Annotated in this window: 19 protein-coding genes; 14 read left to right on the top strand and 5 right to left on the bottom strand. The window is 69.1% G+C overall.

The annotated features are described in order from the left end of the window. The 3 genes from A5704_RS14210 to A5704_RS14200 all read right to left on the bottom strand — a co-directional run. Positions 1-1,694 (bottom strand): beta-ketoacyl synthase N-terminal-like domain-containing protein (locus A5704_RS14210; RefSeq protein WP_231969105.1); only part of this gene is annotated, 1,694 nt, incomplete at its 3' end. Continuing rightward, the gene (gene fadD26, locus A5704_RS14205) at positions 1,691-3,445 is read right to left on the bottom strand and encodes a long-chain-fatty-acid--AMP ligase FAAL26/FadD26 (protein WP_067889520.1); all 1,755 of its coding nucleotides are present in this window, start codon (positions 3,443-3,445) and stop codon (positions 1,691-1,693) included. The genes fadD26 and A5704_RS14210, both read right to left, overlap by 4 nt. A gap of 563 nt (positions 3,446-4,008) precedes the next feature. Next, on the bottom strand, positions 4,009-4,749 hold the full coding sequence (locus A5704_RS14200; protein ID WP_067889514.1) for a thioesterase II family protein: 741 nt from the start codon (positions 4,747-4,749) through the stop codon (positions 4,009-4,011). Between the two features lie 334 nt (positions 4,750-5,083). Between A5704_RS14200 and sepIVA the strand changes: the two genes are divergently transcribed. The 14 genes from sepIVA (at position 5,084) to A5704_RS14130 (ending at position 21,542) form a co-directional block, all read left to right on the top strand. Continuing rightward, complete coding sequence (gene sepIVA, locus A5704_RS14195; protein WP_055405516.1) at positions 5,084-5,821, top strand: cell division protein SepIVA; 738 nt, start codon at positions 5,084-5,086, stop codon at positions 5,819-5,821. A 56-nt stretch (positions 5,822-5,877) separates the two neighbouring features. Then, positions 5,878-6,462 (top strand): DUF177 domain-containing protein, encoded by a 585-nt coding sequence (locus tag A5704_RS14190; protein WP_197499236.1) that lies wholly within the window; start codon positions 5,878-5,880, stop codon positions 6,460-6,462. Further along, the gene (gene rnc / locus A5704_RS14185) at positions 6,459-7,172 is read left to right on the top strand and encodes a ribonuclease III (protein WP_067889512.1); all 714 of its coding nucleotides are present in this window, start codon (positions 6,459-6,461) and stop codon (positions 7,170-7,172) included. The genes A5704_RS14190 and rnc overlap by 4 nt, the downstream gene beginning before the upstream one ends. Positions 7,173-7,339: 167 nt before the next feature. After that, entirely contained in the window at positions 7,340-8,200 is an 861-nt protein-coding gene (gene mutM, locus A5704_RS14180) for a DNA-formamidopyrimidine glycosylase (protein ID WP_067889509.1), read from the top strand. Positions 8,201-8,408: 208 nt separating this feature from the next. Continuing rightward, positions 8,409-8,645, top strand: a complete 237-nt coding sequence (locus A5704_RS14175; protein ID WP_067748198.1) for a FeoA family protein — start codon at positions 8,409-8,411, stop codon at positions 8,643-8,645. Further along, positions 8,642-10,552 carry a ferrous iron transporter B gene (locus A5704_RS14170; protein WP_067889506.1) on the top strand — a complete coding sequence of 637 codons (1,911 nt, stop codon included), beginning with the start codon at positions 8,642-8,644 and terminating at the stop codon, positions 10,550-10,552. The genes A5704_RS14175 and A5704_RS14170 overlap by 4 nt, the downstream gene beginning before the upstream one ends. Then, complete coding sequence (locus A5704_RS14165) at positions 10,549-11,112, top strand: NifU family protein (protein WP_067889504.1); 564 nt, start codon at positions 10,549-10,551, stop codon at positions 11,110-11,112. The genes A5704_RS14170 and A5704_RS14165 overlap by 4 nt, the downstream gene beginning before the upstream one ends. Positions 11,113-11,237: 125 nt before the next feature. Further along, the gene (locus A5704_RS14160) at positions 11,238-11,651 is read left to right on the top strand and encodes an OsmC family protein (RefSeq protein ID WP_067748193.1); all 414 of its coding nucleotides are present in this window, start codon (positions 11,238-11,240) and stop codon (positions 11,649-11,651) included. Beyond that, positions 11,638-11,931, top strand: a complete 294-nt coding sequence (locus tag A5704_RS14155; protein WP_067748192.1) for an acylphosphatase — start codon at positions 11,638-11,640, stop codon at positions 11,929-11,931. The genes A5704_RS14160 and A5704_RS14155 overlap by 14 nt, the downstream gene beginning before the upstream one ends. A gap of 135 nt (positions 11,932-12,066) precedes the next feature. Then, positions 12,067-15,675: a chromosome segregation protein SMC gene (gene smc, locus A5704_RS14150; RefSeq protein WP_067889501.1), complete on the top strand. Its 3,609-nt coding sequence runs from the start codon at positions 12,067-12,069 to the stop codon at positions 15,673-15,675. A 131-nt stretch (positions 15,676-15,806) separates the two neighbouring features. Then, positions 15,807-17,117, top strand: coding sequence for a signal recognition particle-docking protein FtsY (gene ftsY / locus A5704_RS14145; RefSeq protein ID WP_067748189.1), 1,311 nt, complete (start codon positions 15,807-15,809; stop codon positions 17,115-17,117). A gap of 187 nt (positions 17,118-17,304) precedes the next feature. Next, positions 17,305-18,696, top strand: a complete 1,392-nt coding sequence (locus A5704_RS14140; protein ID WP_067748186.1) for an ammonium transporter — start codon at positions 17,305-17,307, stop codon at positions 18,694-18,696. Continuing rightward, positions 18,693-19,031, top strand: a complete 339-nt coding sequence (locus tag A5704_RS14135) for a P-II family nitrogen regulator (protein WP_067748184.1) — start codon at positions 18,693-18,695, stop codon at positions 19,029-19,031. Before A5704_RS14140 ends, A5704_RS14135 begins: the two co-directional genes overlap by 4 nt. Positions 19,032-19,076: 45 nt before the next feature. After that, positions 19,077-21,542, top strand: a complete 2,466-nt coding sequence (locus tag A5704_RS14130; protein ID WP_082950485.1) for a [protein-PII] uridylyltransferase — start codon at positions 19,077-19,079, stop codon at positions 21,540-21,542. 14 nt (positions 21,543-21,556) lie between these two features. On the opposite strand, the gene A5704_RS14125 is transcribed toward A5704_RS14130, so the two are convergent. Together A5704_RS14125 and A5704_RS14120 are read right to left on the bottom strand one after the other, a co-directional pair. Next, on the bottom strand, positions 21,557-23,290 hold the full coding sequence (locus tag A5704_RS14125) for a DEAD/DEAH box helicase (protein ID WP_067889498.1): 1,734 nt from the start codon (positions 23,288-23,290) through the stop codon (positions 21,557-21,559). Positions 23,291-23,395: 105 nt separating this feature from the next. Further along, positions 23,396-24,190, bottom strand: a complete 795-nt coding sequence (locus A5704_RS14120) for an alpha/beta hydrolase (RefSeq protein ID WP_067748180.1) — start codon at positions 24,188-24,190, stop codon at positions 23,396-23,398. Positions 24,191-24,252: the final 62 nt, after the last annotated feature.

The raw sequence follows: 24,252 nt of genomic DNA, 5'->3' as shown, positions 1-24,252 counted from the left end.
ATCCACTCGGCCAGCACCGACGCCGTCGCCGCCACCCGCCGCGCCGTCTTACCCGACACCACCAACGTCGACACCCCCGGATCGGCGTCTGGCCGAACCGCCGGGGCGACGTCCTGGCCCTGCTCGATCACCACGTGCGCGTTCGTCCCGCCGAATCCGAACGAGGACACACCGGCCCGGCGCGGGTGCTCGCGGACCGGCCAACTGGTTTGAGTCCGAACGACTTTCATCCGCAACTCGTCGAACGGGATGTGCGGGTTCGGGCTTTCGAAGCGCTGGTTCGGCGGGATCTGGCCGCGCTGCACCGCGAGCACCGCCTTGATGAAGCCCGCGATGCCCGCGGCCGCCTCCGTGTGGCCGAGATTCGTCTTGATCGCGCCGATGAGCAGGGGGGCGTCCTCGGGACGTCCGCGGCCGAGCACCGTGCCGAGTGCTCGTGCTTCGATGGGGTCGCCCAATAGTGTTCCGGTGCCGTGTGTTTCGACGTAGTCGACGTCGCTGGGCTGCATCCCGGCGTTGCTGTAGGCGGCTCGCAGGACGGCCATCTGCGCCGCGGGGTTGGGGGCCATCAGCCCGTTGGACCGCCCGTCCTGGTTGATCGCCGAGCCGCAGATCACGGCCAGTACCCGGTCGCCGTCCCGCTGCGCGTCGGTCAGCCGCTTGAGCACCACGACCCCCGCGCCCTCGCCGCGGACGAACCCGTCCGCCGCTGCGTCGAACGCGCGGCACTTACCCGTCGGCGATAGGGCGCCCACCTGGTCGAAGCCGCGAAACACCGCCGGTGACAACAACAGATTCACGCCGGCGGCGATCGCCAACTGGGAATCTTCGGTCCGAAGGCTCTGGCAGGCCAGGTGGATGGCCACCAACGACGACGAGCACGCCGTGTCGACCGCCACCGAGGGGCCGCGCAGGTCGAGGAAATACGAGAGGCGGTTCGCGATGATGCTCATCGCTCCGCCGGTGTTGCTCCAGCCGTCCACCCCGCAGAAGTCGTTCGAGGCGATGGCCCCGTATTCGCTCAGGCATGCACCGGCGAAGACCCCGGTCTGTGACCGGCGCAACGAGCTTGGCGGAATTCCCGCATGTTCCAACGCTTCCCAGGCGACTTCCAGCAGCAGGCGTTGCTGGGGGTCCATCTTGTCGGCTTCGCTCGGGGAGATCTCGAAGAACTCCGCGTCGAAGGCATCGACGTCCGGCAGGAACGATCCCCAGCGCGTCGTCCGGGCGAGCGCCGCCGCCACGTCGGGTGAGCCGGACTCGAACGGCTGCCACCGTTCAGGCGGCACCTGACCGATCGAGTAACCGCGCTCGCAGAGGAATTTCCATAACGCCTCGGGCCCGGCAATGCCGGGGAATCGGCACCCCATTCCGATGACGGCGATCGGCTCGTCGAGTGAGTTACGAGCCGGGCGCTTGAGTGTGGCGTCCGGCTCCGGCTCGGACTCGGGCGCGGTGAGGTAGGCGGCCAGAGCGTTGATGGTCGGGTTTTGCCAGAAATCCACGGGGGATACCTTCTTGCCCAACAACTCTGACAGTTCGCCGGAGAGCACCACCACCTCGCGGGAACTAACGCCGAGGTCGGCCAACGACAGGTTGGGATCGACTTCGTCAGGGGTGCAACCGATGTTGGTCACCAAGTAGTCCACTAACCAGTGGCGGAGGTCGTCTTCGCCACCGATGCCTGACGTCATACCGTCACGTCCAGCCTTATGAATCCGTCGCTTTGGTAGCGCTCGACGCATGCCGAGCGCCGAACCTTACCGCTGGTGGTGATCGGGATGGATCCCGGTGACACCAGAACGAGGTCGGCGATGCGCACGCTGTGCGACTTCGAGATCGCCGACGTGACTTCGCGTTTCACCGAACGCAGGCGCAGCAGTGCCTCTTCCTCGGACGCTCCGCGCCCCTTCAGCTCGATGATTGCGACCAGTTGCTCGGTGATGTCGTCCGGCACCGAGATGGCCGCGACCCGGCCGCCGGTGATCTCCTGGATGGTTGCCTCGATGTCGTCGGGATAATGATTGCGCCCGTCGACGATGAGCAGGTCCTTGATGCGGCCCATGATGAACATCTCGCCGTCGGCGATGACGCCCAGGTCGCCCGTCCGCAACCATGGACCCTTCGGACAGCCCGGAGCCGGGTTGACCAGTTCGGCCTGGAAAACGCGTGCCGTCTGTTCCGGCTTTCGCCAGTAGCCCAGGGCCACGTGGTCGCCGCGCACCCAGATCTCCCCGACCGTGCCCGCGGGGCTCTCGGTCATCGTCTCGGGGTTGACGATTCGCATGGCGGCGGGATCGGGTGAGCCATAACTGATGAGCTCGGTGCCGACCATCCCCTCGGTCCCGCACGGTCGGGCCCGGCCGGCGGTCAAGTGCTCATAGTCGAACCGGACCGTCTTGAGCATGGTGCCGGGTTCGGGACCCCCCACGTACAGGGTCGCTTCGGCGAGGCCATAGCAGGGCCGGACCGTCGTCGGGCGCAGGTTGAAGGGGGCGAAGCGGTCGGTGAAGCGCTTGACGGTGGCCACGTGGATTCGTTCGCTGCCGCTGACGATCGTCTGCACTTCGGCGAGGTCGAGTCCCGCCATGTCGTCATCCGATGTCCGGCGCACCGCCAGTTCGAAAGCGAAATTGGGTGCCGCGGAAAAGCACTGACCATTGGTGGCAAGCATTTTCATCCAACGGGCCGGGCGTTGCAGGAACGCCATCGGACTCATCAGCACAGCGCTGCGGTTTGTCACCAGCGGCGCACAAACTCCCAGAATCAGCCCCATGTCGTGGAACAAGGGCAGCCACGACACCAGAGAAAGGTTTGCCGGGAGGTTTTCCGGTTCACCGAAGAAGGCGTACATACATTGCGTCACATTGGTGACGACATTCTTGTGCGACACGATCACGCCGGCCGGTGTGCGCGTAGAACCGGACGTGTATTGCAGATAGCCCGCACCCGACGCGAACTGCTGAGCGGGCGGCAGCTCGCGAGTGGATTCCAGGTCCAGCAGGTCGACTTCGATGACTAGTGGCGCGGGGTGGCCGTCCTGGCCGCAGGCGTACTTGTTGACGTCGCTGACCACGGCCGACGTGGTGAGAATGGCGGCCGGATTACAATCCCGCAGTACGGAGGAGATCCGGTCGTCGTGGACCCCGTAGAGCGGTGTGGACAGCGGAACGGCGATGAACCCGGCCTGTAGCGCGCCGAAGAAGGCCGCGACGTATTCCAGTCCCTGCGGCGCGAGGATGGCCACACGATCTCCGGGCGAGCCGCAGAGTGACAGCTCGTCAGCAATGATGCGGGCGCGGCGGTAAACCTGGGCCCAGGTAAGGCGCTCGGCAAACCCGGCGGGGTCTTGCTCGTAGTCGATGAACGTGAAGGCGGTTGCGCCGGGCCGCCGCTCGGCTCGCTCCTGCAGCAAACCGGGGATGGACGTGTCGGTAACCGGCATTTGTGGCCCTTCCAGTTCGCTGACGCCGTTCGTGACGTGCACGCATCTCGCGTGCGGCGCGAAGAGTGGCTTCCCCGGTTACCGACAACCACTCTTGTGAAGCAACCTAAGCATTCTTTGCGGACGAGACCCTCCGATTTACAAAATCAAAAAGAGAATGTAGCCCACACCACAGTGGCGTGTCGGGGCTGCGCTCCTGCCGAGATCTGTCTGGCGGATCTTGCACGATATATATGTAGTACGCGCCCGTGGCGTATGGTGCACCTGTTATACGAGTGACAAATAGTGATCAGACGGGTGAGGGCGACTCGGTTTGCACCGGGCGACAGGCTTGGGTCCGTTGTAGTCCCAGCGCCCGGTTTTGACAACCCCTGGCAGTGCTGATATCCGCGGCGGGATGCGACGCCGGCTCGTGTCCTGACCGAACGGCGGGTACCCAGCGGCCGGCCCCGCCGGCCTCCCCGGCCGCGGGGAGTCGCCGCCGGCAAACTCACGGGCGAATCGGCAGCAGGGCCGCAGGCGGTCGGCCCGATCCGCTGACTGGCCTGCGGCCACCCGCGCAGCTATCTACTCGTGCACCGGTCGAGGACCGCTTCCTCGATGTCTTTTGCGAGCTCTGGCAAATTGTTGTTCAGGTAGAAGTGGTCGCCGGGAAACACCCGAATGCGGAAATCGTCGGTAGTGCGATCGCACCAGGCCAGCATGTTCTCCTCGGCCACGATGATGTCGTTGTCCCCGACGAACGCGTAGATCGGACACGACACCTTGACTGCCGGCGGGTGGGTATAGCCCGCGATCGCCCGGACGCTTTGCAGCGTGGGCAGGATCGTCAGGGCGAATTCATCGTTGGCAAGCAGCTCGGGGTTGGTGTCGGTCACCTGGGCGACGACGTTGAGGATGTCGCGGTCGGAGCCCTGCAGCTCCTTGTAGCGGATGTGGCCGGGCGCCGCACTCGACGACACGAACAGGGCGGAGACCGGTTGCCCGGCGGACTGGAACCTCAGTGCCACCTCGAAGGCCATCAGGCCGCCCATGCTGTGGCCGAAGAAGGCCAGCGGTGCATCGGCCGGCGCGGAAGGCGCCATCATCGAATAGATTTCGTCCGCGAGCGCGGGAATGCTCGGCAGCTGGGTCAGGCCCTTGGCGCGCCCGGGATATTGGACGGCGACGCGTCTTACATCCGCAGAGAATGCCTTGGCGAATGGAACGTAATAGCTCGCCGATCCGCCCGCATGCGGGAATATATAAAGCGTCGGCGCGGGCTGTCGCGCGTTGCCGCTATCCGGGTCCGTGGGCCTGTTCACCGCGCCACCCTATCCCGAGGTGATTCGCCGCTCGCCGGTATCGCCACGGCGATATTCGCCCGCCTCGTCGGCCTGCGCGGCGCCGGCGCAGAAGTGCTGGAACAATCGAGCTTGTGATCCGATTGTCGCCCGATTTCTGGCGCTTTTCGCCTCGAATTTCCCGCGTGCCGGGGAGCGTGGGCGCCGCGACGCCGGGTGGCCGCGGGCAGCTGCCCGGGCGGATGGGGCCGGGGCGGTCAAATGTCCGACACACCGGCCCGCCACCGCTGTCACAAGGGCAACACCAGGCACACTGGTAACAACAGGATTTTGCAGACGCCAGGAGGATATGGCCGTGTACCGAGTCTTTGAAGCGCTCGACGAACTGAGCGCCATCGTTGAAGAAGCGCGCGGCGTTCCGATGACGGCCGGCTGCGTGGTGCCCCGCGGTGACGTGCTGGAACTGATCGACGACATCAAGGATGCGATCCCCGGCGAGCTTGACGACGCCCAGGACGTCCTCGACGCGCGTGACTCGATGTTGCAGGACGCCAAGTCGCACGCCGAATCCATGGTGTCCTCGGCGACCACCGAGTCGGAGTCGATGCTCAACCACGCCCGCGCGGAGGCCGACCGGCTGTTGTCGGACGCAAAATCGCAGGCCGACCGCATGGTGAGCGAGGCGCGCCAGCACAGCGAGCGGATGGTCGGTGAGGCGCGCGAGGAGGCGATGCGCATCGCCACCGCGGCGAAACGCGAGTACGAGGCCAGCGTCGGCCGCGCCCAGGCCGAGGCCGACCGGCTGCTGGAGAACGGCAACATCTCCTACGAGAAGGCCGTTCAAGAGGGCATCAAGGAGCAGCAGCGCCTGGTGTCGCAGAACAGCGTGGTAGAGGCCGCCAACGCCGAGGCCACCCGTCTGATCGACTCGGCGCACGCCGAGGCCGACCGGCTGCGCGGTGAATGCGACATCTACGTCGACAACAAGCTCGCCGAGTTCGAGGAATTCCTCAATGGCACGCTGCGCTCCGTCGGGCGCGGACGTCACCAGCTCCGGACGGCGGCGGGCACGCACGACTACGCGGTGCGCTGACGCCTGCGGGAGGCCGTGCCCTGGCATTATGCGGCGCGCGCCGTAGGATTTCTCCTATGACGCGGCAGCACAGCACCACCTCCCAGCGCCGTCTGAGCTCGCCGATGTCGATCGACATCACCAAGCTTGGGCGACGCCCGGGAGCAATGGTGACTTTGCGCAAGAGCGTGCCCAGCCCGTCGCGCATCGGGCTGGACATGATCGCCATCGCACAGGACGCGCCGTTGGATCTGGACCTGCAGATTCAGTCCGTCTCCGAGGGCGTCTTGGTGACCGGGACGGTGGACGCCCCCACGGTCGGCGAATGCTCCCGGTGCCTGACCCCGGTCAACGGTCGGGTGCAGGTCAGCCTGACCGAGCTGTTCGCCTATCCCGACAGCACGACGGAGGCGACCACCGAGGAGGACGAGGTCGGTCACATCGTCGACGACACCGTCGACCTCGAGCAGTCGATCGTCGACGCCGTGGGGCTGGAGCTGCCGTTCGCGCCCCTGTGCACGCCCGACTGCCCCGGGCTGTGTCCTGAATGCGGGATCGCGCTCGCGGCCGAGCCCGGCCATCGGCACGACCGCATCGACCCGCGGTGGGCCAAGCTGGCCGGCCTGTTTCCCGAGCCCGACGCGCCGCGGGGTGAGCAATGACGGCACGCCAGGAACTGCTCGACGCGCTCGGGGTCGAGCTCCCCGACGAGCTGCTCTCGCTGGCGTTGACGCATCGCAGCTATGCCTACGAGCACGGCGGCCTGCCCACCAACGAACGTCTGGAATTTCTCGGCGACGCCGTGCTGGGTCTGACCATCACCGACGAGCTCTACCACCGCCACCCCGACCGCTCGGAGGGCGACCTGGCCAAGCTGCGGGCCAGCGTCGTCAACACCCAGGCACTGGCCGACGTCGCCCGCAAGCTGTCCCCGGACGGCCTGGGCGTTCACCTGTTTCTCGGGCGCGGGGAGGCCAACACCGGCGGCGCCGACAAGTCGAGCATTCTGGCCGACGGGATGGAATCGCTGCTGGGCGCCATCTATCTGCAGCACGGGATCGACACCGCGCGCGAGGTCATCCTGCGGCTGTTCGGCGGGCTGCTGGACGCCGCGCCCACGCTGGGGGCCGGGCTGGATTGGAAAACCAGCCTGCAGGAGCTGACCGCCGCTCGCGGCATGGGCGCGCCGTCCTACGTCGTCACCTCGACCGGCCCGGACCACGACAAGGAGTTCACCGCGGTCGTCGTCGTGATGGACACCGAGTACGGGTCCGGGGTGGGGCGCTCCAAGAAGGAGGCCGAGCAGAAGGCCGCAGCGGCCACCTGGAAAGCGCTCGACGAGCTGGACCCGGCCGACAAGACGTCCGTCTAGATCGATGGTGATGACCCGCTTCGCCCGGCTTCGCCGCGCTTGCGATCATCACTTGGGCCGGTGGTGATGACCCGCTTCGCCCGGCTTCGCCGCGCTTGCGATCATCACTAGGGCCGGTGGTGATGACCCGCTTCGCCCGGCTTCGCCGCGCTTGCGATCATCACTAGGTGCCCGAGCTACCCGAAGTCGAGGTGGTGCGCCGCGGCTTGCAGGCCTGGGTCGTCGGCAAAACGATCACGGCCGTTCGGGTGCATCACCCGCGCGCGGTGCGCCGCCACGAGGGCGGCCCCGCCAACCTCACCGCCCGGCTGCTCGACGCGCGCATCACCGGTACCGATCGGCGCGGCAAGTACCTGTGGCTGCTGCTCGACGGCCCGGGGGACCCGGACACGGCCCTGGTGGTGCACCTCGGCATGAGCGGGCAGATGCTGCTGGGGCAGGTGCCGCGCGCCGACCACGTGCGCATCTCGGCCCTGCTCGACGACGGGACCGTGCTGAGCTTCGCCGACCAACGCACCTTCGGCGGCTGGATGCTCGCCGACCTGGTGAGCGTCGACGGCAGCGCCGTTCCGGCGCCCGTCGCACACCTGGCCCGCGACCCGCTGGACCCGCTTTTCGACCGTGACGCCGTCGTGAACGTCTTGCGGCGCAAGCACTCCGAGATCAAGCGGCAGCTCCTGGATCAGACCGTCGTGTCGGGCATCGGCAACATCTACGCCGACGAGGCGCTATGGCGGGCGAAGGTCAACGGGGCCCGGATCGCGGCGACCTTGAGCCGCCGCCGCCTGGGCGCAATCCTGGACGCGGCGGCGGACGTGATGCGCGACGCGATGGCCCAGGGCGGAACGTCGTTCGACTCGCTGTACATCAACGTCAACGGCGAATCCGGCTACTTCGACCGGTCGCTGGACGCATACGGCCGCGAAGGGCAGAACTGCCGGCGCTGCGGCGCGGTGATACGCCGGGAGAAGTTCATGAACCGGTCGTCGTTCTACTGCCCGAGATGTCAGCCGCGCCCCCGCCTTTGAGCGTGCGAGCAGGGCTTTGAGTGTGCGCCCACGGCGGCGACACGCCGACGGACGTCACCCGGGGCGCACACTCGATGGGCGCCGGCCCGACGTTTGCAAGAAAGGTGAGGTTATCCTCACCTCGCGTCGTTATCCTGGGTGGCATGGTGAACCGATGGAGTCGGGTCGGCTAGTGCGGAGCTCACTTCGTGGATCGGGTTCGCCGACCGTGCTGGCTCAGCTCGCGCCGGGCCAGCGGGCGACCATCCTGGGCGTGGCGCCGGCGGCGTCTCCCGTGGTGGCGGGGCGACTGCGGCAGCTTGGCTTCCGGCCGGCGTCGGACGTCGAGGTCATCCGGCGTGCGCCGATGGGCGACCCGACCATCTACCGCGTCCAAGACACCGAGCTGTGCCTGCGCCGCCGCGAGGCGCGGCTGATCCAAGTCGACCCGGGGAGCGTCGCATGACGTCCTGCCACGAGGAAGGCGCCGCGGTCGCGGTTGCCGGTGCGGCGCGGGTCGCGCTGGTGGGCAGCCCCAACGCGGGCAAGACGTCGGTGTTCAACCACCTCACCGGGCTACGCGCCAAGACCGGCAACTATCCGGGCGTCACCGTGGGTCGCAGGGTCGGCATCGCGAAAATGGACGGCGTCGAGATCGCCGTCGAGGATCTGCCCGGCACCTACAGCTTGCAGCCCATCAGCCCGGACGAACAGGTAGTGGCCGACCTGCTGGCCGGCAACGTCGCCGAAGCCGGCCGTCCCGACGCGATCGTGCTGGTGGCCGACGCCACCACGCTGCACCGCTCGATCACGCTGGTGGCCCAGGTGATGCGGCTCGACGTCCCGTGCCTGTTGGCGCTGACCATGACCGACGAGTTGACCGCGCGCGGCGGCCGCATCGACATCGGCGCCTTGTCGACGGCGCTGGGCATCCCGGTGCTCCCGGTCATCGCGCACCGCGGCGGGGGCATCGACAGCCTGCGCGCCCAACTGGTGTCCTTCGACCGGTGGCAGCGTCCCCCGATTCTGCCGCCGGGTGACGACGACGCCGTCGACGCCTGGGGCAAGTCGGTGCTGCGTGCCGCCGAATACGTTGCGCCGCAGCCGGATCAGCGCACGCGCGGCATCGACAGGATCGTGCTGCACCCGCTGTGGGGAACCGTCATCTTCTTCGCGGTGATGTTCTGCTTCTTCCAGGTCGTCTTCACCGTCGCCGCGCCCCTGCAGGACCGCGTCAGCCAGGGCCTCGGCTGGCTCGGCACGCTGGTCAGCGACCACGTCGGCAACTATGTGGTGCGGGGTCTGCTCGGCCAGGGACTCATCGGCGGCGTGGGGACGGTGCTCCAGTTCATCCCGCAGATCGTGTTGCTGTTCTTGCTGATCGCGCTGCTGGAGAACGTCGGCTACATGGCGCGAGCGGCATTCCTGATGGACCGGGTGATGGCCACGACGGGTCTGGAGGGTCGCGCCTTCGTCGCGATGCTCTCTTCGTTCGCCTGCGCCATCCCGGGGATCATGGCCACCCGGACGCTGCCGTCGTCGCGCGACCGGATCGCCACCATCATCACGGCGCCGTTGATGACCTGCTCCGCCCGGCTCCCCGTCTTCACCCTGCTGGTGGGGCTGCTGGTCTCGCCGCAGACCCAATGGTGGGGGTTCAGCGCGCAGGGTGTGGCGATGTTCTTGCTATATCTGTGTGGGGGCACCTCGGCCCTGATCGCGGCGTCGTTGTTCAAGTCGACGATCCTGCGCAGCGATCTGCTCCCGTTCACGATGGAGCTGCCCCCGTATCGTTTCCCATCGCCCAAGAACGTGCTCATCACCATGTGGGATTCGGCGAAGGTGTTCCTGCGCAAGGCCGGAACCATCATCCTGGGCACCTCGGTGGTGCTCTGGGTGCTGCTCAATCTTCCGGCGCGCCAAGCGGAGACCGCGCACATGTCGCCGACGGAGACCACCGCCTACGTGATGGACCACAGCTACGCCGCCGACGTCGGAAAGGCGATCGGGCCGGTGTTCAAGCCGCTCGGTTTCGATTGGCACATCAACGTCGCCCTGCTCGGTTCCTTCTCGGCGCGTGAGGTTTTCGTGTCCACCCTCGGCCAGGTGTCGGCGGCGACGAGTCCCGACGACCCGCATGAGGCCCTGGTCACGATGGCCGACGACGACGGCCACAAGGTGTTCACCGCCCCTACCGTCATCGCGCTGATGGTGTACTTCATCTTCGCGCTGCAGTGCATGTCCACCGTCGCGGTGATGCGCCGCGAGACCAACTCGTGGCGGTGGCCCGCGTTCGCGTGGTCCTACATGTTCGTCCTCGCCTGGACGATGGCGTTTGCGGCCCGCTCGATCGCGGTCGGAGTGGGCGCATGATTCCGATCCACGCCACCGCGACCGCGGACCCGCGTCAGCTGCGCTGGGTGGTCCCGCCCGACCGGCTGCCGGCGCGCGGCGCGGTCAGGGGCGCCCCCGGCCGGCTGGGCGCCCTGCTGGGCAGCGGGGTGATCACCGAGCTCGTGGTGGGCGCCGGGGACATCCTGATCACGATCGGCGCCGGCAGCAGCTGGCGTGAACTGGGAGACGACGTCCGCGAGGCGCTCGGCGAGGCGCTGCTGGACCCTCAGGGCTGGACGGTCGACGAGTCGTCCGGCCCCGATCTGGAATCCGTTGCCGCGGAACTGCTTGCCGGGCCCGTCGCCGCGCTTGCCGCCTCGCACGGCGGGTCGATCGAGCTGGTCTCGGTGGCCGGCCACACCGTCACGGTCCGGATGGTCGGCGCGTGTGACGGATGCCCGGCCGCGTCGTCTACGCTGCGGGACGTCTTCGAGCGCGAGCTGCGGCAGCGGGTCGGCCAGCAGGTGGTTGTCTCCTGCGAAAACAATTCGGCCGCAATATCATTCGGTAAGAAGCTGCTCTCGCTGATCGTCCGCTAGGGCTTGTCGATTCCAGTGTGCGCTCAGGGCTTTGAGTGTGCGACCCGGGCGGCGACACGCCGGTCGTGATCGCCATGTACGCACACGCGACGCGGCCTCAGGGCACTGCCCGGTAGAAATGAGCCATGACCGAACTCTGGGTGGAGCGCACGGGATCGCGCCGTTACACCGGACACAGCTCGCGCGGTGCGCGGGTACTCGTCGGGTCCGAAGACGTCGACGGCGTGTTCACCCCCGGCGAGCTGCTGAAGATCGCGCTCGCCGCGTGCAGCGGGATGTCCAGCGACCAGCCGCTCGCCCGCCGGCTCGGCGATGACTACCACGCGGTGGTCAGGGTGTCCGGGGACGCCGACCGCGAACGCGAGGTGTATCCGCTCCTGGAAGAGACGCTCGAGCTGGACCTGTCCGGGCTGACGGCGGAGGAGAAGGAGCGGCTGCTGGCGGTGGTCGACCGGGCCATCGACCTGGTCTGCACCGTCGGGCGCACGCTCAAGGCCGGTACGCAGGTCAACTTCAAGGTCGCCGATGTCGGAACCTGACGTCCGGCTCACCGCCTGGGTGCACGGGAAGGTCCAGGGCGTCGGCTTCCGCTGGTGGACGCGCAGCCGGGCGCTCGAGCTGGGGCTCACCGGCTACGCGGCCAACCAGGCCGACGGCCGCGTGCTGGTGGTCGCCCAGGGGCCGCGCGAGGCCGGTGAGCAACTGCTGGCGCTGCTGGAAGGCGGCCAGGCGTGGCCGGCCAGGCCCGGCCGCGTCGACAAGGTGGTCGCCGACTGGTCGCAGCCGCGGGAACGCTTCGAGGGGTTCGTCGAGCGCTGACGCAACCTCCCGGAGCGTGACAGAAGTGGCCACTGTGACCAGTGCGGCAAGGCGTGAACAACCGCCGCATTTCCCGCCTCCCGACACCCCTCGGTGCGGCCGAGCCGGGCGATCCGAGCGGTAGTCTGGCTCGCCGTGTACCTCAAGAGTCTGACGCTGAAGGGCTTCAAGTCCTTCGCTTCGCCGACGACTCTGCGCTTCGAGCCGGGCATCACCGCGGTCGTCGGGCCCAACGGTTCCGGCAAGTCCAACGTCGTCGACGCCCTGGCCTGGGTGATGGGGGAGCAGGGGGCGAAGACGCTGCGCGGCGGCAAGATGGAAGACGTCATCTTCGCCGGCACCTCGTCGCGGGCCCCGCTCGGCCGCGCCGAAGTCACCGTCACCATCGACAACTCCGACAACGCGCTGCCGATCGAATACTCCGAGGTGTCGATCACCCGGCGCATGTTCCGCGACGGCGCCAGCGAATACGAAATCAACGGCGCCAGTTGCCGTTTGATGGACGTACAGGAACTGCTGAGCGACTCCGGGATCGGCCGTGAGATGCACGTCATCGTCGGCCAGGGCAAGCTCGACGAGATCCTGCAGTCGCGACCGGAAGACCGTCGCGCCTTCATCGAAGAGGCCGCCGGGGTGCTCAAGCACCGCAAGCGCAAGGAAAAGGCCCTCCGCAAACTCGACGCGATGTCGGCCAACCTGGCCCGCCTCACCGACCTCACCACCGAGCTGCGCCGCCAGCTCAAACCGCTGGGCCGCCAGGCCGAGGTGGCCCGCCGCGCCCAGACCATCCAGGCCGACCTGCGCGACGCCCGGTTGCGCCTGGCCGCCGACGACCTGGTCAACCGGCAGACCGAGCGCGACGCCATCTTCGAGGCGGAAGCCGCGATCCGCCGCGAGCACGACGAGGCCGCCGCCCGCCTGGCCGTGGCTTCCGAGGAGCTCACCGCGCACGAGGCGGCCGTCGCCGAACTCTCGCAGCGGGCCGAATCGGTGCAGCACACCTGGTTCGGGCTCTCCGCGCTGGCCGAACGGGTGGCCGCGACGGTCCGTATCGCCAGCGAACGCGCGCATCATCTGGACGTGGAGCCGGCGCCGCCCAGCGACACCGACCCCGACGCGTTGGAGGCCGAGGCCGAGCGGGTCGCCGTCGCCGAGCGGCAATTGCTGGCCGAACTCGCCGAGACACGCACCCGGCTCGATGCCGCGCGCGCCGAGCTGGGCGAGCGCGAGCGCGAGGCCGCCGAGGCCGATCGGGCCCACCTGGCGGCGGTGCGGGCCGAGGCGGACCGGCGCGAAGGCCTGGCGCGGCTGGCAGGTCAGGTCGAGACCATGCGGGCGCGCGTCGAATCCATCGACGACAGCGTCGCCCGGCTGTCCGAGCGCATCGAACAGGCCGCCGCCCGCGCGCAGCAGTCCAAGGCGGAGTTCGAAACCGTGCAGGGCCGCGTCGGCGAGCTCGACCAGGGCGAGGTGGGCCTCGACGAGCACCACGAGCGCACTGTGGCCGCCCTGCGGTTGGCCGACGCGCGCGTCGCCGAACTGCAGGCCGCCGAGCGCGACGCAGAACGCCGGGTGGCCTCGCTGCGGGCCCGCATCGACGCGCTGGCGGTCGGGCTGGAGCGCAAGGACGGCGCGGCCTGGCTGACCGAAAACCACGCCGGGACAGGGCTTTTCGGGCCGATCGCCAAGCTGGTCAAGGTCCGCTCCGGCTACGAGGCGGCGCTGGCCGCGGTGCTGGGATCGGCGGCCGACGCCCTGGCCGCCGAGAGCTTCGGCGCGGCCCGGTCCGCGGTCGCCGCGCTCAAGCAAGCGGACGGCGGACGGGCGGCGCTGGTGCTCGGCGATTGGCCCGCCGAGGACGCCGCGGCGCGCGACGCGCTGCCCGGATCCGCCCTGTGGGCGCTGGACCTGATCGAGGCGCCCGCGCGGCTGCGCGGCGCCATCACGGCGATGCTCTCGGGCGTCGCGGTGGTCGACGACCTGGATCAGGCGCTCGAGCTGGTGGCGGCGCGTCCGCGGTTGCGTGCGGTCACGCTCGACGGTGACCTCGTGGGCGCCGGCTGGGTGAGCGGGGGCTCCGACCGCAAGCTGTCCACGCTCGAGGTGACCTCGGAAATCGATAAGGCCGGCAGCGAGCTGGCCACCGCGGAATCGCAGGTCGCCCAGCTGACCGCGGCGCTGTCCGGCGCGCTGACCGAGCAGGCCGCCCGCCAGGACTCCGCCGAGCAGGCGTTGGCCGCGCTCAACGAATCCGACACCGCGATCTCGGCGATGTACGAGCAGCTGGGCCGGCTCGGGCAGGAAGCCCGCACCACCGAAGACGAGTGGACCAGGTTGTTGCGGCAGCGCGAGGAGCTCGAGGCCGGCCGCGCGCAGACCGTCCAAGAAGTCACGGAACTGGAAAACCGGCTGCGCAACGCCCAAGAGACGCAACACGTTCAGGCCGAAGAGCCCAACCATGCCGAGGTCCGCCAGCGGATCGCCGCCGCCGCAGAGGCGGCCCGCAGCGCGGAGGTGGAGGCCCGGCTGGCGGTGCGCACCGCCGAGGAGCGGGCCAACGCGGTGCGCGGGCGAGCGGATTCCCTGCGCCGCGACGCGGCCGCGGAACGCGAGGCGCGGCTGCGAGCCCAACAGGCGCGCGAGGCTCGGTTGCGCGCGGCCGCGGTGGCCGCGGCGGTGGCCGACGCCGGACGCCTGCTGGCGCAGCGACTGGACCTGGTGGTCGGGGCGGCATCGAAGATCCGCGACGCGCTGGCGGCCGAACGCCAGGGCCGGGCGACGGCGATGGCGGCAGTGCGCGACGAGGTGAACGCGCTCAGCGCCCGGGTCGCCACGCTCACCGACTCGCTGCACCGCGACGAGGTGGCCAACGCGCAGGCCGCGATGCGTATCGAGCAGCTCGAGCAGATGGTGCTCGAGCAGTTCGGAATGGCGCCCGCCGACCTGATCGCCGAGTACGGGCCGGACGTGTCGCTGCCGCCCACCGAGCTGGAGATGGCCGAGTTCGAGCAGGCCCGCGAACGCGGTGAGCAGGTGGTCGCCCCGGCGCCGATGCCGTACGACCGGCCCACCCAGGAGCGGCGGGCCAAACGCGCCGAGCGGGAGCTCGCGGAGCTGGGCCGGGTCAATCCGCTGGCGCTCGAGGAGTTTGCCGCGCTGGAGGAGCGCTACAACTTCCTGTCCACCCAGCTTGAGGACGTAAAGGCGGCCCGCAAGGATCTGCTGGACGTCGTCGCCGACGTGGACGCCCGCATCCTGCAGGTGTTCAGCGACGCGTTCGTCGACGTGGAACGCGAATTCCGGGAAGTCTTCACCGTGCTGTTCCCCGGCGGCGAGGGGCGGCTGCGGCTGACCGATCCCGACGACATGCTCACCACCGGCATCGAGGTCGAGGCGCGCCCGCCCGGCAAGAAGATCACCCGGTTGTCTTTGCTGTCCGGTGGCGAGAAGGCGCTGACCGCGGTCGCGATGCTGGTGGCCATTTTCCGCGCCCGCCCCTCGCCGTTCTACATCATGGACGAGGTGGAAGCGGCGCTCGACGACACCAACCTGCGCCGCCTGATCAGCCTCTTCGAGCTGCTCCGGGCGCGCTCGCAGCTGATCATCATCACGCACCAGAAGCCCACGATGGAGGTCGCCGACGCCCTGTACGGCGTGACCATGCAGGGCGACGGCATCACCGCGGTGATCTCGCAGCGGATGCGCGGGCAGCAGGTCGAGCAGCTGGTGTCCAGCTCCTCCTAGCCCTAGCGCGGGTGCCCAACCGGGTACTGACGGCGGAGTTTCGGCGATTTCTGCGCCCAGGACGCACGCTCGACGCCCGGGACGCACACCCGATGCCCCCTGAGCGCCGGCCCGCTTGAAACAATGTCAGCGTGTCGCAAGGTCTTTGGATCGCCATCGCGGTCGTCGCCGTCCTGGTTGTCATCGCCGCGCTGGTCCTGGGCCTGGTGCGCTACCGCCGCCGGCGGATCAGCTTCACGGCCAAGCCGGAGCCCGGCGCGATCGACCGGTCGGGCGGCTACACCGCGTCGTCCGGCATCACCTTCAGCCAAACGACCCAGGCCGACCGGCTCGACACCACCGGCCTGCCCGCGGTGGGCGACGACGCCACCATTCCCCGCGACGCGCCGCGGCGCACGATCTCCGAGGTCGAACTCCCGGAGCCGGAGGCCCCGGAAACGATCGCCCCGCCGCCGGTAGCGCCCCCCGAGCCGCCGCCGGCGGCCCCCGAGGTGCCCGAGGCCCCCGAGATCGAGGCCATCGCGCCGCCGGAGGGCCGGCTGGAGCGGCTGCGCGGCCGGCTGGCCCGCTCGCAGAACGCGCTGGGGCGCAGCGTGCTGGGCCTGATCGGCGGCGGCGACCTCGACGAGGACGCCTGGCAGGACGTCGAGGACACCCTTCTGGTCGCCGACCTGGGCCCGGTGGTCACCGATTCGGTGATGACGCAGCTGCGCGCCCGCCTGGCCGGCAGCGACGTGCGCTCCGAGGCCGACGCGAAGGCCGTCCTGCGCGACGTGCTCATCCGCGAGCTGCACCCCGAAATGGACCGCTCGATCCGCGCCCTGCCGCACGCCGACCACCCGTCGGTGCTGCTGGTCGTCGGAGTGAACGGCACCGGAAAGACCACCACCGTCGGCAAGCTGGCGCGGGTCTTGGTGGCCGACGGACGCCGCGTCGTGCTGGGCGCCGCCGACACCTTCCGGGCCGCCGCGGCCGACCAGCTGCAGACCTGGGCCTCCCGGGTGGGCGCGGAGGTGGTGCGCGGGCCCGAAGGCGCCGACCCCGCATCGGTGGCTTTCGACGCCGTCGACAAGGGCATCGCCGCAGGCGCCGACGTGGTGCTCATCGACACCGCCGGCCGGCTGCACACCAAGGTCGGGCTGATGGACGAACTCGACAAGGTCAAGCGCGTGGTTACACGACGCGCCGCCGTCGACGAGGTGCTGCTGGTGCTCGACGCCACCATCGGACAGAACGGGTTGGCCCAGGCGCGGGTGTTCGCCGACGTCGTCGAGATCACGGGCGCCGTGCTGACCAAGCTGGACGGAACGGCCAAGGGCGGCATCGTATTCCGCGTCCAACAGGAACTCGGCGTGCCGGTGAAGCTTGTCGGGCTCGGGGAGGGGCCCGACGACCTGGCGCCGTTCGAGCCGGGCGCTTTCGTCGACGCGCTGCTCGGCTGAAACCGCTTACACGGCGAGCGGGACGTTAATACCGCCGAAACACAGTGGCCCCATTGCGGAAACAACCATTGCGCAAGGTTCTGGATCAGGTCACAGGCGTCGCCTGACGGCCATTCATGTCCTGACCGGAGGTGAGCGAGTGGCATTCCCGCAATTGGGCCAACCCGATACCGGCGATACCGCCTGGATGTTGGCGAGTTCCGCGCTTGTGCTGTTGATGACGCCGGGCCTTGCGTTCTTCTACGGCGGCATGGTGCGCACCAGAAGCGTGCTCAACATGATCATGATGAGCATCAGCGCGATGGGCGTCGTGACAGTGCTCTGGGTGCTCTACGGCTACTCGATGTCGTTCGGTGACGACAGGGGCGGAGTCGTGGGCAACCCGACCGATTATTGGGGCCTGGCAAAGCTTATCGGCGGCAACGCCGTCAAGGCGGACCCGAGCAAGGGCGTCACGCAGGTGGACATCCCGCTGGCAGGCACCATGCCCGCGACCGTCTTCGTGGCCTTCCAGCTGATGTTCGCGATCATCACCGTCGCGCTGATCTCGGGTGCGGTCGCCGACCGGCTCAAGTTCACCGCCTGGCTGGTGTTCTCCGGACTGTGGGCGACGCTGGTCTACTTCCCCGTCGCGCACTGGGTGTTCGCGGCGGACGGCTTCGCGTCCGAGCACGGCGGCTGGATCAACAACAAGCTGCACGCCATCGACTTCGCCGGAGGGACCGCGGTCCATATCAACTCCGGTGTGGCGGGCCTTGCGCTGGCGATCGTGCTGGGCAAGCGCAAGGGCTGGCCCACGACGCTGTTCCGTCCGCACAACCTGCCGTTCGTGATGCTCGGCGCCGGCTTGCTGTGGTTCGGCTGGTTCGGGTTCAACGCCGGTTCGGCGACCAGCTCGAACGGCTCCGCCGGTGCGACCTTCATGACCACCACCGTCGCCACGGCCACGGCCATGCTGGCCTGGCTGCTTACCGAGCGCATCCGTGACGGGAAGCCCACGACGCTGGGAGCGGCGTCGGGCATCGTGGCGGGCCTGGTGGCCATCACACCGTCCTGCTCGTCCGTCAACGTGCTGGGCGCCATCGTCGTCGGCCTGGTGGCCGGCGTGGTGTGCGCGCTGGCGGTCGGGCTGAAGTTCAAGCTGGGCTTCGACGACTCGCTCGACGTGGTCGGGGTGCACATGATCGGCGGTCTGACGGGCACGCTGCTGGTGGGGCTGCTCGCCGCGCCGGAGAGCACCGCCATCAACGGCGTCACCGGGGTGTCCAAGGGGCTGTTCTACGGCGGCGGCTGGTCACAGCTGGAAAGGCAGGCGGTCGGCGCCTTCGCGGTTCTGTTCTACTCCGGCATCGTCACCCTGATCCTGGCTTTGATCCTGAAGTACACGATCGGGCTGCGTGTCCCCGCCGAAGAAGAATCAACGGGCATCGACGAGTCCGAGCACGCGGAGAGCGCGTACGATTTCGGAACGATCGGTGGGCAAGGATCCGTCCTCCCGGCGGCGCGCGTTCCCGTCGATGACCGCAACGGGCTGGAGGAGGATCGAGTGGGCGACAAGGTGGAGGCAGAGCAGGCATGAAGCTAGTCACCGCAATCGTGAAGCCGTTCACCCTCGATGACGTGAAGACCAGCCTCGAGGAAGCGGGCGTCCTGGGGATGACGGTCAGCGAAATCCAGGGGTACGGGCGGCAGAAGGGCCACACCGAGGTTTACCGGGGTGCTGAGTACTCGGTGGATTTCGTGCCGAAGGTGCGAATCGAGGTGGTGATCGACGATTCCCTGGTGGACAAGGTCGTGGACAGCATCGTCCGGGCGGCGCGCACCGGCAAGATCGGTGACGGCAAGGTCTGGGTCACCCCCGTGGAAACCATTGTGCGAGTGCGCACGGGTGAACGCGGAACCGATGCCCTCTGAACGCAGTCGCACATCGTTGAACCAGGCCGGACGGGCCGGGAGGGTATGACTAACCCACCCGGCCCGTCCGGCTCATCCGGAGCGGAAGCACAAACCGCCTGCGGTGCAAGCGATCTGGCAGCCTCGCGGCGCCGGCTGCTGGCGGAGGGCCGCGAGCTTGGTCCCGCAGAGCTGCGCAAGGCGTGGCTGGAGCTGCATGAATCCTGGTTGGCGGCCAAGGCGGACGAGATCGGCATCACCGACGACAGCGGTTTCGCCATCGTCGGGGTGGGTGGGTTGGGGCGCCGCGAACTGCTGCCCTATTCCGATCTCGACCTGATGTTGTTGCACGACAACAAATCCGACGAGGTGCTGCAACGAGTCGCCGATGGTCTGTGGTATCCGTTGTGGGACGCCAACGTTCGGCTCGACCACAGCGTGCGGACCGTCTCGGGGGCCCTGAGCGTCGCCAACAACGACCTGGTGGCCGCGTTGGGCATGCTCGACGCGCGCCACATCGCCGGGGACGAGCGGCTGTCGGCGGAATTGATCGCCGGGGCGCGACGCCAGTGGCGCAGCGCGATTCGATCCCGCATGGACGAACTAGTCGCGATGACATACGAACGCTGGCAACGATGTTGGCGCATCGCGCAGCGGGCCGAGCCGGACCTCAAGTCGGGCCGTGGTGGCCTGCGCGATGTCCAACTTCTCGACGCGCTGGGCGTCGCCCAGCTCATCGACCGCCGCGGTATGGGCCATCCCGACGCGCCGGGGGGCTCGCTGGACGCGGCGTACCTGACGATGCTCGACGTGCGCACCGAACTGCACCTGGTATCCGGGCGCGGACGCGACCAACTGCTGGCCCAGTTCGCCGACGAAGTGAGCGCCGCGTTGGGCGTCGGGGATCGATTTGCGTTGTCGCGCTTGCTGTCCAGCGCCAGCCGCACCATCGCCTACCACGCCGAGACCGGCCTGCGGACCGCGCAGAACGCGCTGCCCCGCCGCGGGCTGACGGCGCTGGTGCGGCGCCCCAGGCGGCGACCGCTGGACGAGGGCGTGGTCGAATACGACGGCGAGGTGGTGCTCGCCCGCGATGCCCAACCCGGAAGCGACCCCGGGCTCGTCCTGCGGGTCGCGGCCGCTTCGGCGGGCACCGGCCTGCCCATCGGCGCAGGCACGCTCAAACGGCTGGCCGACAGCGCTCCGGACCTGCCCTTGCCATGGCCGCGGGAGGCGCTGGACGACCTGCTGGTGGTGCTTTTGGCCGGGCCCACGGCGATCGACACGATCGAGTCGCTGGACCGCACCGGGCTGTGGGGCCGCCTCTTCCCGGAGTGGGACGCGGTGCGCGATCTGCCGCCGCGCGACGTCTCGCACAAGTGGACCGTCGACCGGCACATCGTCGAAACCGCCGTCAACGCCGCGCCGCTCACCACCCGCGTGGCGCGCTCGGACCTGCTCGCGCTCGGCGCGCTGCTGCACGACATCGGCAAGGGGCGCGGCACCGACCACTGCGTGCTCGGCGCGGAACTGGCGATCCCGATCGCCAAGCGGCTGGGCCTCTCCGCCGAGGACACCGCCACGCTCGCGGGCATGGTCCGCCACCATCTCCTGCTGCCGGTGACGGCCACCCGAAGCGACCTCAACGACCCCCAGATCATCGAGGCGGTGGCCGCCGCCCTACAGGGGGACCCGCACCTGCTCGAACTCCTGCAGGCGCTGGCGGAGGCCGACTCCAAGGCCACCGGGCCCGGGGTATGGAGCGACTGGAAGGCGTCCCTGATCGAGGACTTGGTCCGCCGCTGCCGGTTGGTGATGGCGGGCGAGCGGCTTCCCGAGGCGGAACCGATTGCGCCGCATTACCTTTCGCTGGCGGCCGACCGCGGTGTGCATGTTGAGATCAAGCCCAACGATCGCGAGCGCCTGACCGCGGTGATGATCGCGCCCAATCAGCGGGCGCTGGTCTCCAAGGCCGCGGCGGTGCTGGCATTGAACTCGCTGCGAATCCATTCGGCCCTGGCCAACGTTCACGACGGCGTCGCGATCGTCGAGTTCGTCGTGTCCCCGCTGTTCGGCTCGCCGCCCGAATCGGGCTTGCTGCGTCAACAATTCAACGGAGCGCTGGCCGGTGACCTCGACATCCTCAGCACGCTGGAGAAGCGTGACAGCGACGCGATCAGCGCCGCGACCGCGCGGGCCGGCGAGATTCAGGCCGGGGTGCCCGTCACCCGGTCGACCGCCCCGCCGCGCATCCTGTGGCTCGACGCGGCGACCGCCGGCCAGTTGATCTTCGAAGTCCGCGCCATGGACCGGCTGGGGCTGCTGGCGTTGCTGACCCGCGCGCTGGAACAGGCGGGGGCCGACATCGTCTGGGCCAAGGTCAACACGTTCGGTTCGACGGCCGCGGACGTCTTCTGCGTGTCGGTGCCCGCCGACGCCGAGCGCGACGCGCGAGCCGCGATCGAGGAGCATCTGCTCGCCGTGTTGGGCGGCCCCGCGGTGGAAGTGCTCCAAGAGCCGGTCGGCGACTAAGGCGTACTCAGGCGTCAGGAGTGCTCGGCGTTGAGGCGCCGCAGGGCCTCGATGCGGGCCTGGATCTGCTCGCGGGTCGCTGCGGCGATCGGCGGCCCCCCGCAACGACGGCGAAGTTCGCTGTGAATCCAGCCGTGCGGCTTGCCCGTTCGGTGGTGGGTGGCCGACACGAGGGAGTTCAGCTCGCGGCGCAGGTCGCGCAGCTGGCCGTGCAACGTGGGCCCCGCGGACACCGCGGCCGGCGTGCCCTGCGCGGCCCGCCGCTGCAGCTGCTCGTCCTGGCGGCGGTGCAGCAGCGCCCGCATCTGCTCGGCGTCGAGCAGGCCAGGGATGCCGAGGTAGTCGGCCTCCTCGTCGCTGCCGGCCGGGGCGGCGGTGCCGAACGACGACCCGTCGAAGATCACCTGGTCCAGCTCCGCGTCGGCGCCCAATGAGGTGAAGCCGGTGTCGGTCTCGGTCTTCTCGGTCTGCGTTCTGATGGCCGGGTCACCGTCGAGGGGGTCCTCGTCCGGGCGATGCGGTTCGCCGAGCACGTGGTTGCGCTGGGCCTCCAGCTCGCTGGCGAGTTGCAGCAGGTTGGGCACCGACGGCAGGAAGATGCTCGCGGTCTCACCGACGCGGCGCGAGCGCACGAACCGGCCGATGGCCTGTGCGAAGAACAGGGGCGTCGACGCGCTGGTGGCGTAGATCCCGACCGAGAGTCGCGGCACGTCGACGCCCTCGGAGACCATGCGCACCGCGACCAGCCACCGGCTGGTGCCGGCGGCGAATTCGCTGATACGGGCCGACGATCCGGGGTCGTCGGACAGCACCACCGTCGGCGCCTCCGAGGTCAGCTTCGTCAGCAGGGCGGCGTAGGCGCGGGCCGCCGTGCGGTCGGAGGCGATGATCATGCCGCCGGCGTCGGGCACGTGCTCGCGCTTCTGGCGCAGCCGTTGGTCGGCGGCCGCGATCACCGCGGGCATCCATTCACCGGCGGGGTCGAGCGCCGTGCGCCAGGCCCGGGCCGTGTGTTCGGCGGTCAGCGGCTCGCCCAGCCGGGCGGCGTGCTCCTCGCCGGCGCTGTCCCGCCAGCGCGCCTCCCCGGAGTAGGCCAAGAACACCACCGGCCGGACCACCCCGTCGGCCAGCGCCTCGGCATAGCCGTAGGTGTGGTCGGCCCGCGAACGCCGCACCCCGTCGGCGCCGGATTCGTAGGCGACGAACGGGATGGGGCTGTCGTCGCTGCGAAAGGGCGTGCCGGTCAGGGCGAGCCGGCGGGTCGCGTCGCCGAAGGCCTCGCGGATGGCGTCACCCCACGTCTTGGCGTCGCCGCCATGGTGGATCTCGTCGAAGACGACCAGCGTCTTGCGCTGCTCGGTGCGCACCCGGTGCAGCGTGGGGTGGGCGGCAACCTGCGCGTAGGTGACCATCACGCCGTGGTATTCGCCCGACATCTGGGCGTTGGAGTTGGAGAACTTGGGGTCCAGGGCGATGCCGTGCCGCGCCGCGGCCTGCGCCCACTGCACCTTCAGGTGCTCGGTGGGCACCACGACGGTGATCTGCTCGACGGCGCGCTGGCCCAGCAGTTCGGCCGCCACCCGCAACGCGAACGTCGTCTTCCCGGATCCCGGGGTCGCCACGGCCAGGAAATCGCGCGGCTGGCCGGTCAGGTATTTGACCAGCGCCCTGCGCTGCCATCCGCGCAGCGCCCGGCCGCCGCTGTCGTCGACGGAAGTCTCCGTGCGAGCGACCGGTTGCACGGACATTTCCCCCCGGGTGGTTGTAGTTTTCGATGTGGCCAGCCAGATTAGGCGATGGCTGTGAAATCTAGCACGCCAACGCTTTTCGGCGCAGTAACGACTCGAGCGCGGCTACCGCGCCCGGCTCGCCAGGTCGCGCGCCGACAACCATGCATGGATGCGTTCGGCGACGTCAGCCCAGCCGGGCTCGAGCATCATGTTGTGCCCCATCGAGAAGAAATGCGGCTCGGTCCGGTAGGCGCGCGCGGTGGCGCGTACTTCGCCGATGCTCACGAACCCGTCGTGCTCGGCGCCCAGGACCAGGATCGGGGTGGTCACCCGCCGGGTTCGGACGCGGCGGAGCACCGGGTCGGTCATGGCCGCGCGGACGCTCTCGGCCCCGGCGCGTTGCCTGCAGGATTCGACGATGTCCTCGGGCGTGTCGGCGCAGAACAGGTACTCGCGGGCCAGCGCCGGGGTCGCCAGGAATTTCAGTAGCGTGGGGTCGCTCCACGCTTCCATGGTCATCGACGGCCGGCGACGCCAGACCCGCAACGCCAAGGTGAGCACGCCCTTCGGCGGCACAGAGCCCACCAGCACCGCCGCCGGCGCGTTGTGCTCTTCGAGATAGCGCTGGATGACGAAGCCGCCCAGCGAATGGCCGATGAGCACCGGCCAACCGCCCAATTCGTCGGCCACCGAACGGACGTCCTCGATGTAGTCGGCGATGGAAACCTTGTGCAGCGGCTTCGCGGTCGGGCTGCCCCCGTGCCCGCGCAGGCTCACCGCAACCGCGCGATAGCCCGCGTCGGCGAAGAAGTCCAGGAAATGTTCCCAGCACCATGCGCCGTGCCAGCCGCCGTGCACGAAGAGCAGCGGCACCGGGTGGTCTCGGGTGCAGGATCCTTTGTCGATCACCTCGAGCATCCGACCATTCAATAGCGCGATCGCCTGCACCGGTGCCGGTTCGCGAGACATAAACCATTGCG

This window comes from Mycobacterium sp. E735, from assembly GCF_001666955.1.
In the GTDB taxonomy this organism is placed as follows: Bacteria; Actinomycetota; Actinomycetes; order Mycobacteriales; family Mycobacteriaceae; genus Mycobacterium.
The sequence above is the reverse complement of the archived record's forward strand: the minus strand, read 5'-3'. Positions and strand labels throughout refer to the sequence as shown.

Coding starts and splice junctions, on each gene's coding strand:
- A5704_RS14155 (WP_067748192.1), top strand. CDS start 11,638: ATGTCGGAACCTGACGTCCGGCTCACCGCCTGGGTGCACGGGAAGGTC.
- fadD26 (WP_067889520.1), bottom strand. CDS start 3,445: ATGCCGGTTACCGACACGTCCATCCCCGGTTTGCTGCAGGAGCGAGCC.
- A5704_RS14160 (WP_067748193.1), top strand. CDS start 11,238: ATGACCGAACTCTGGGTGGAGCGCACGGGATCGCGCCGTTACACCGGA.
- rnc (WP_067889512.1), top strand. CDS start 6,459: ATGACGGCACGCCAGGAACTGCTCGACGCGCTCGGGGTCGAGCTCCCC.
- A5704_RS14165 (WP_067889504.1), top strand. CDS start 10,549: ATGATTCCGATCCACGCCACCGCGACCGCGGACCCGCGTCAGCTGCGC.
- A5704_RS14135 (WP_067748184.1), top strand. CDS start 18,693: ATGAAGCTAGTCACCGCAATCGTGAAGCCGTTCACCCTCGATGACGTG.
- A5704_RS14130 (WP_082950485.1), top strand. CDS start 19,077: ATGACTAACCCACCCGGCCCGTCCGGCTCATCCGGAGCGGAAGCACAA.
- A5704_RS14125 (WP_067889498.1), bottom strand. CDS start 23,290: ATGTCCGTGCAACCGGTCGCTCGCACGGAGACTTCCGTCGACGACAGC.
- A5704_RS14170 (WP_067889506.1), top strand. CDS start 8,642: ATGACGTCCTGCCACGAGGAAGGCGCCGCGGTCGCGGTTGCCGGTGCG.
- A5704_RS14120 (WP_067748180.1), bottom strand. CDS start 24,190: ATGCTCGAGGTGATCGACAAAGGATCCTGCACCCGAGACCACCCGGTG.
- A5704_RS14190 (WP_197499236.1), top strand. CDS start 5,878: ATGACGCGGCAGCACAGCACCACCTCCCAGCGCCGTCTGAGCTCGCCG.
- A5704_RS14140 (WP_067748186.1), top strand. CDS start 17,305: ATGTTGGCGAGTTCCGCGCTTGTGCTGTTGATGACGCCGGGCCTTGCG.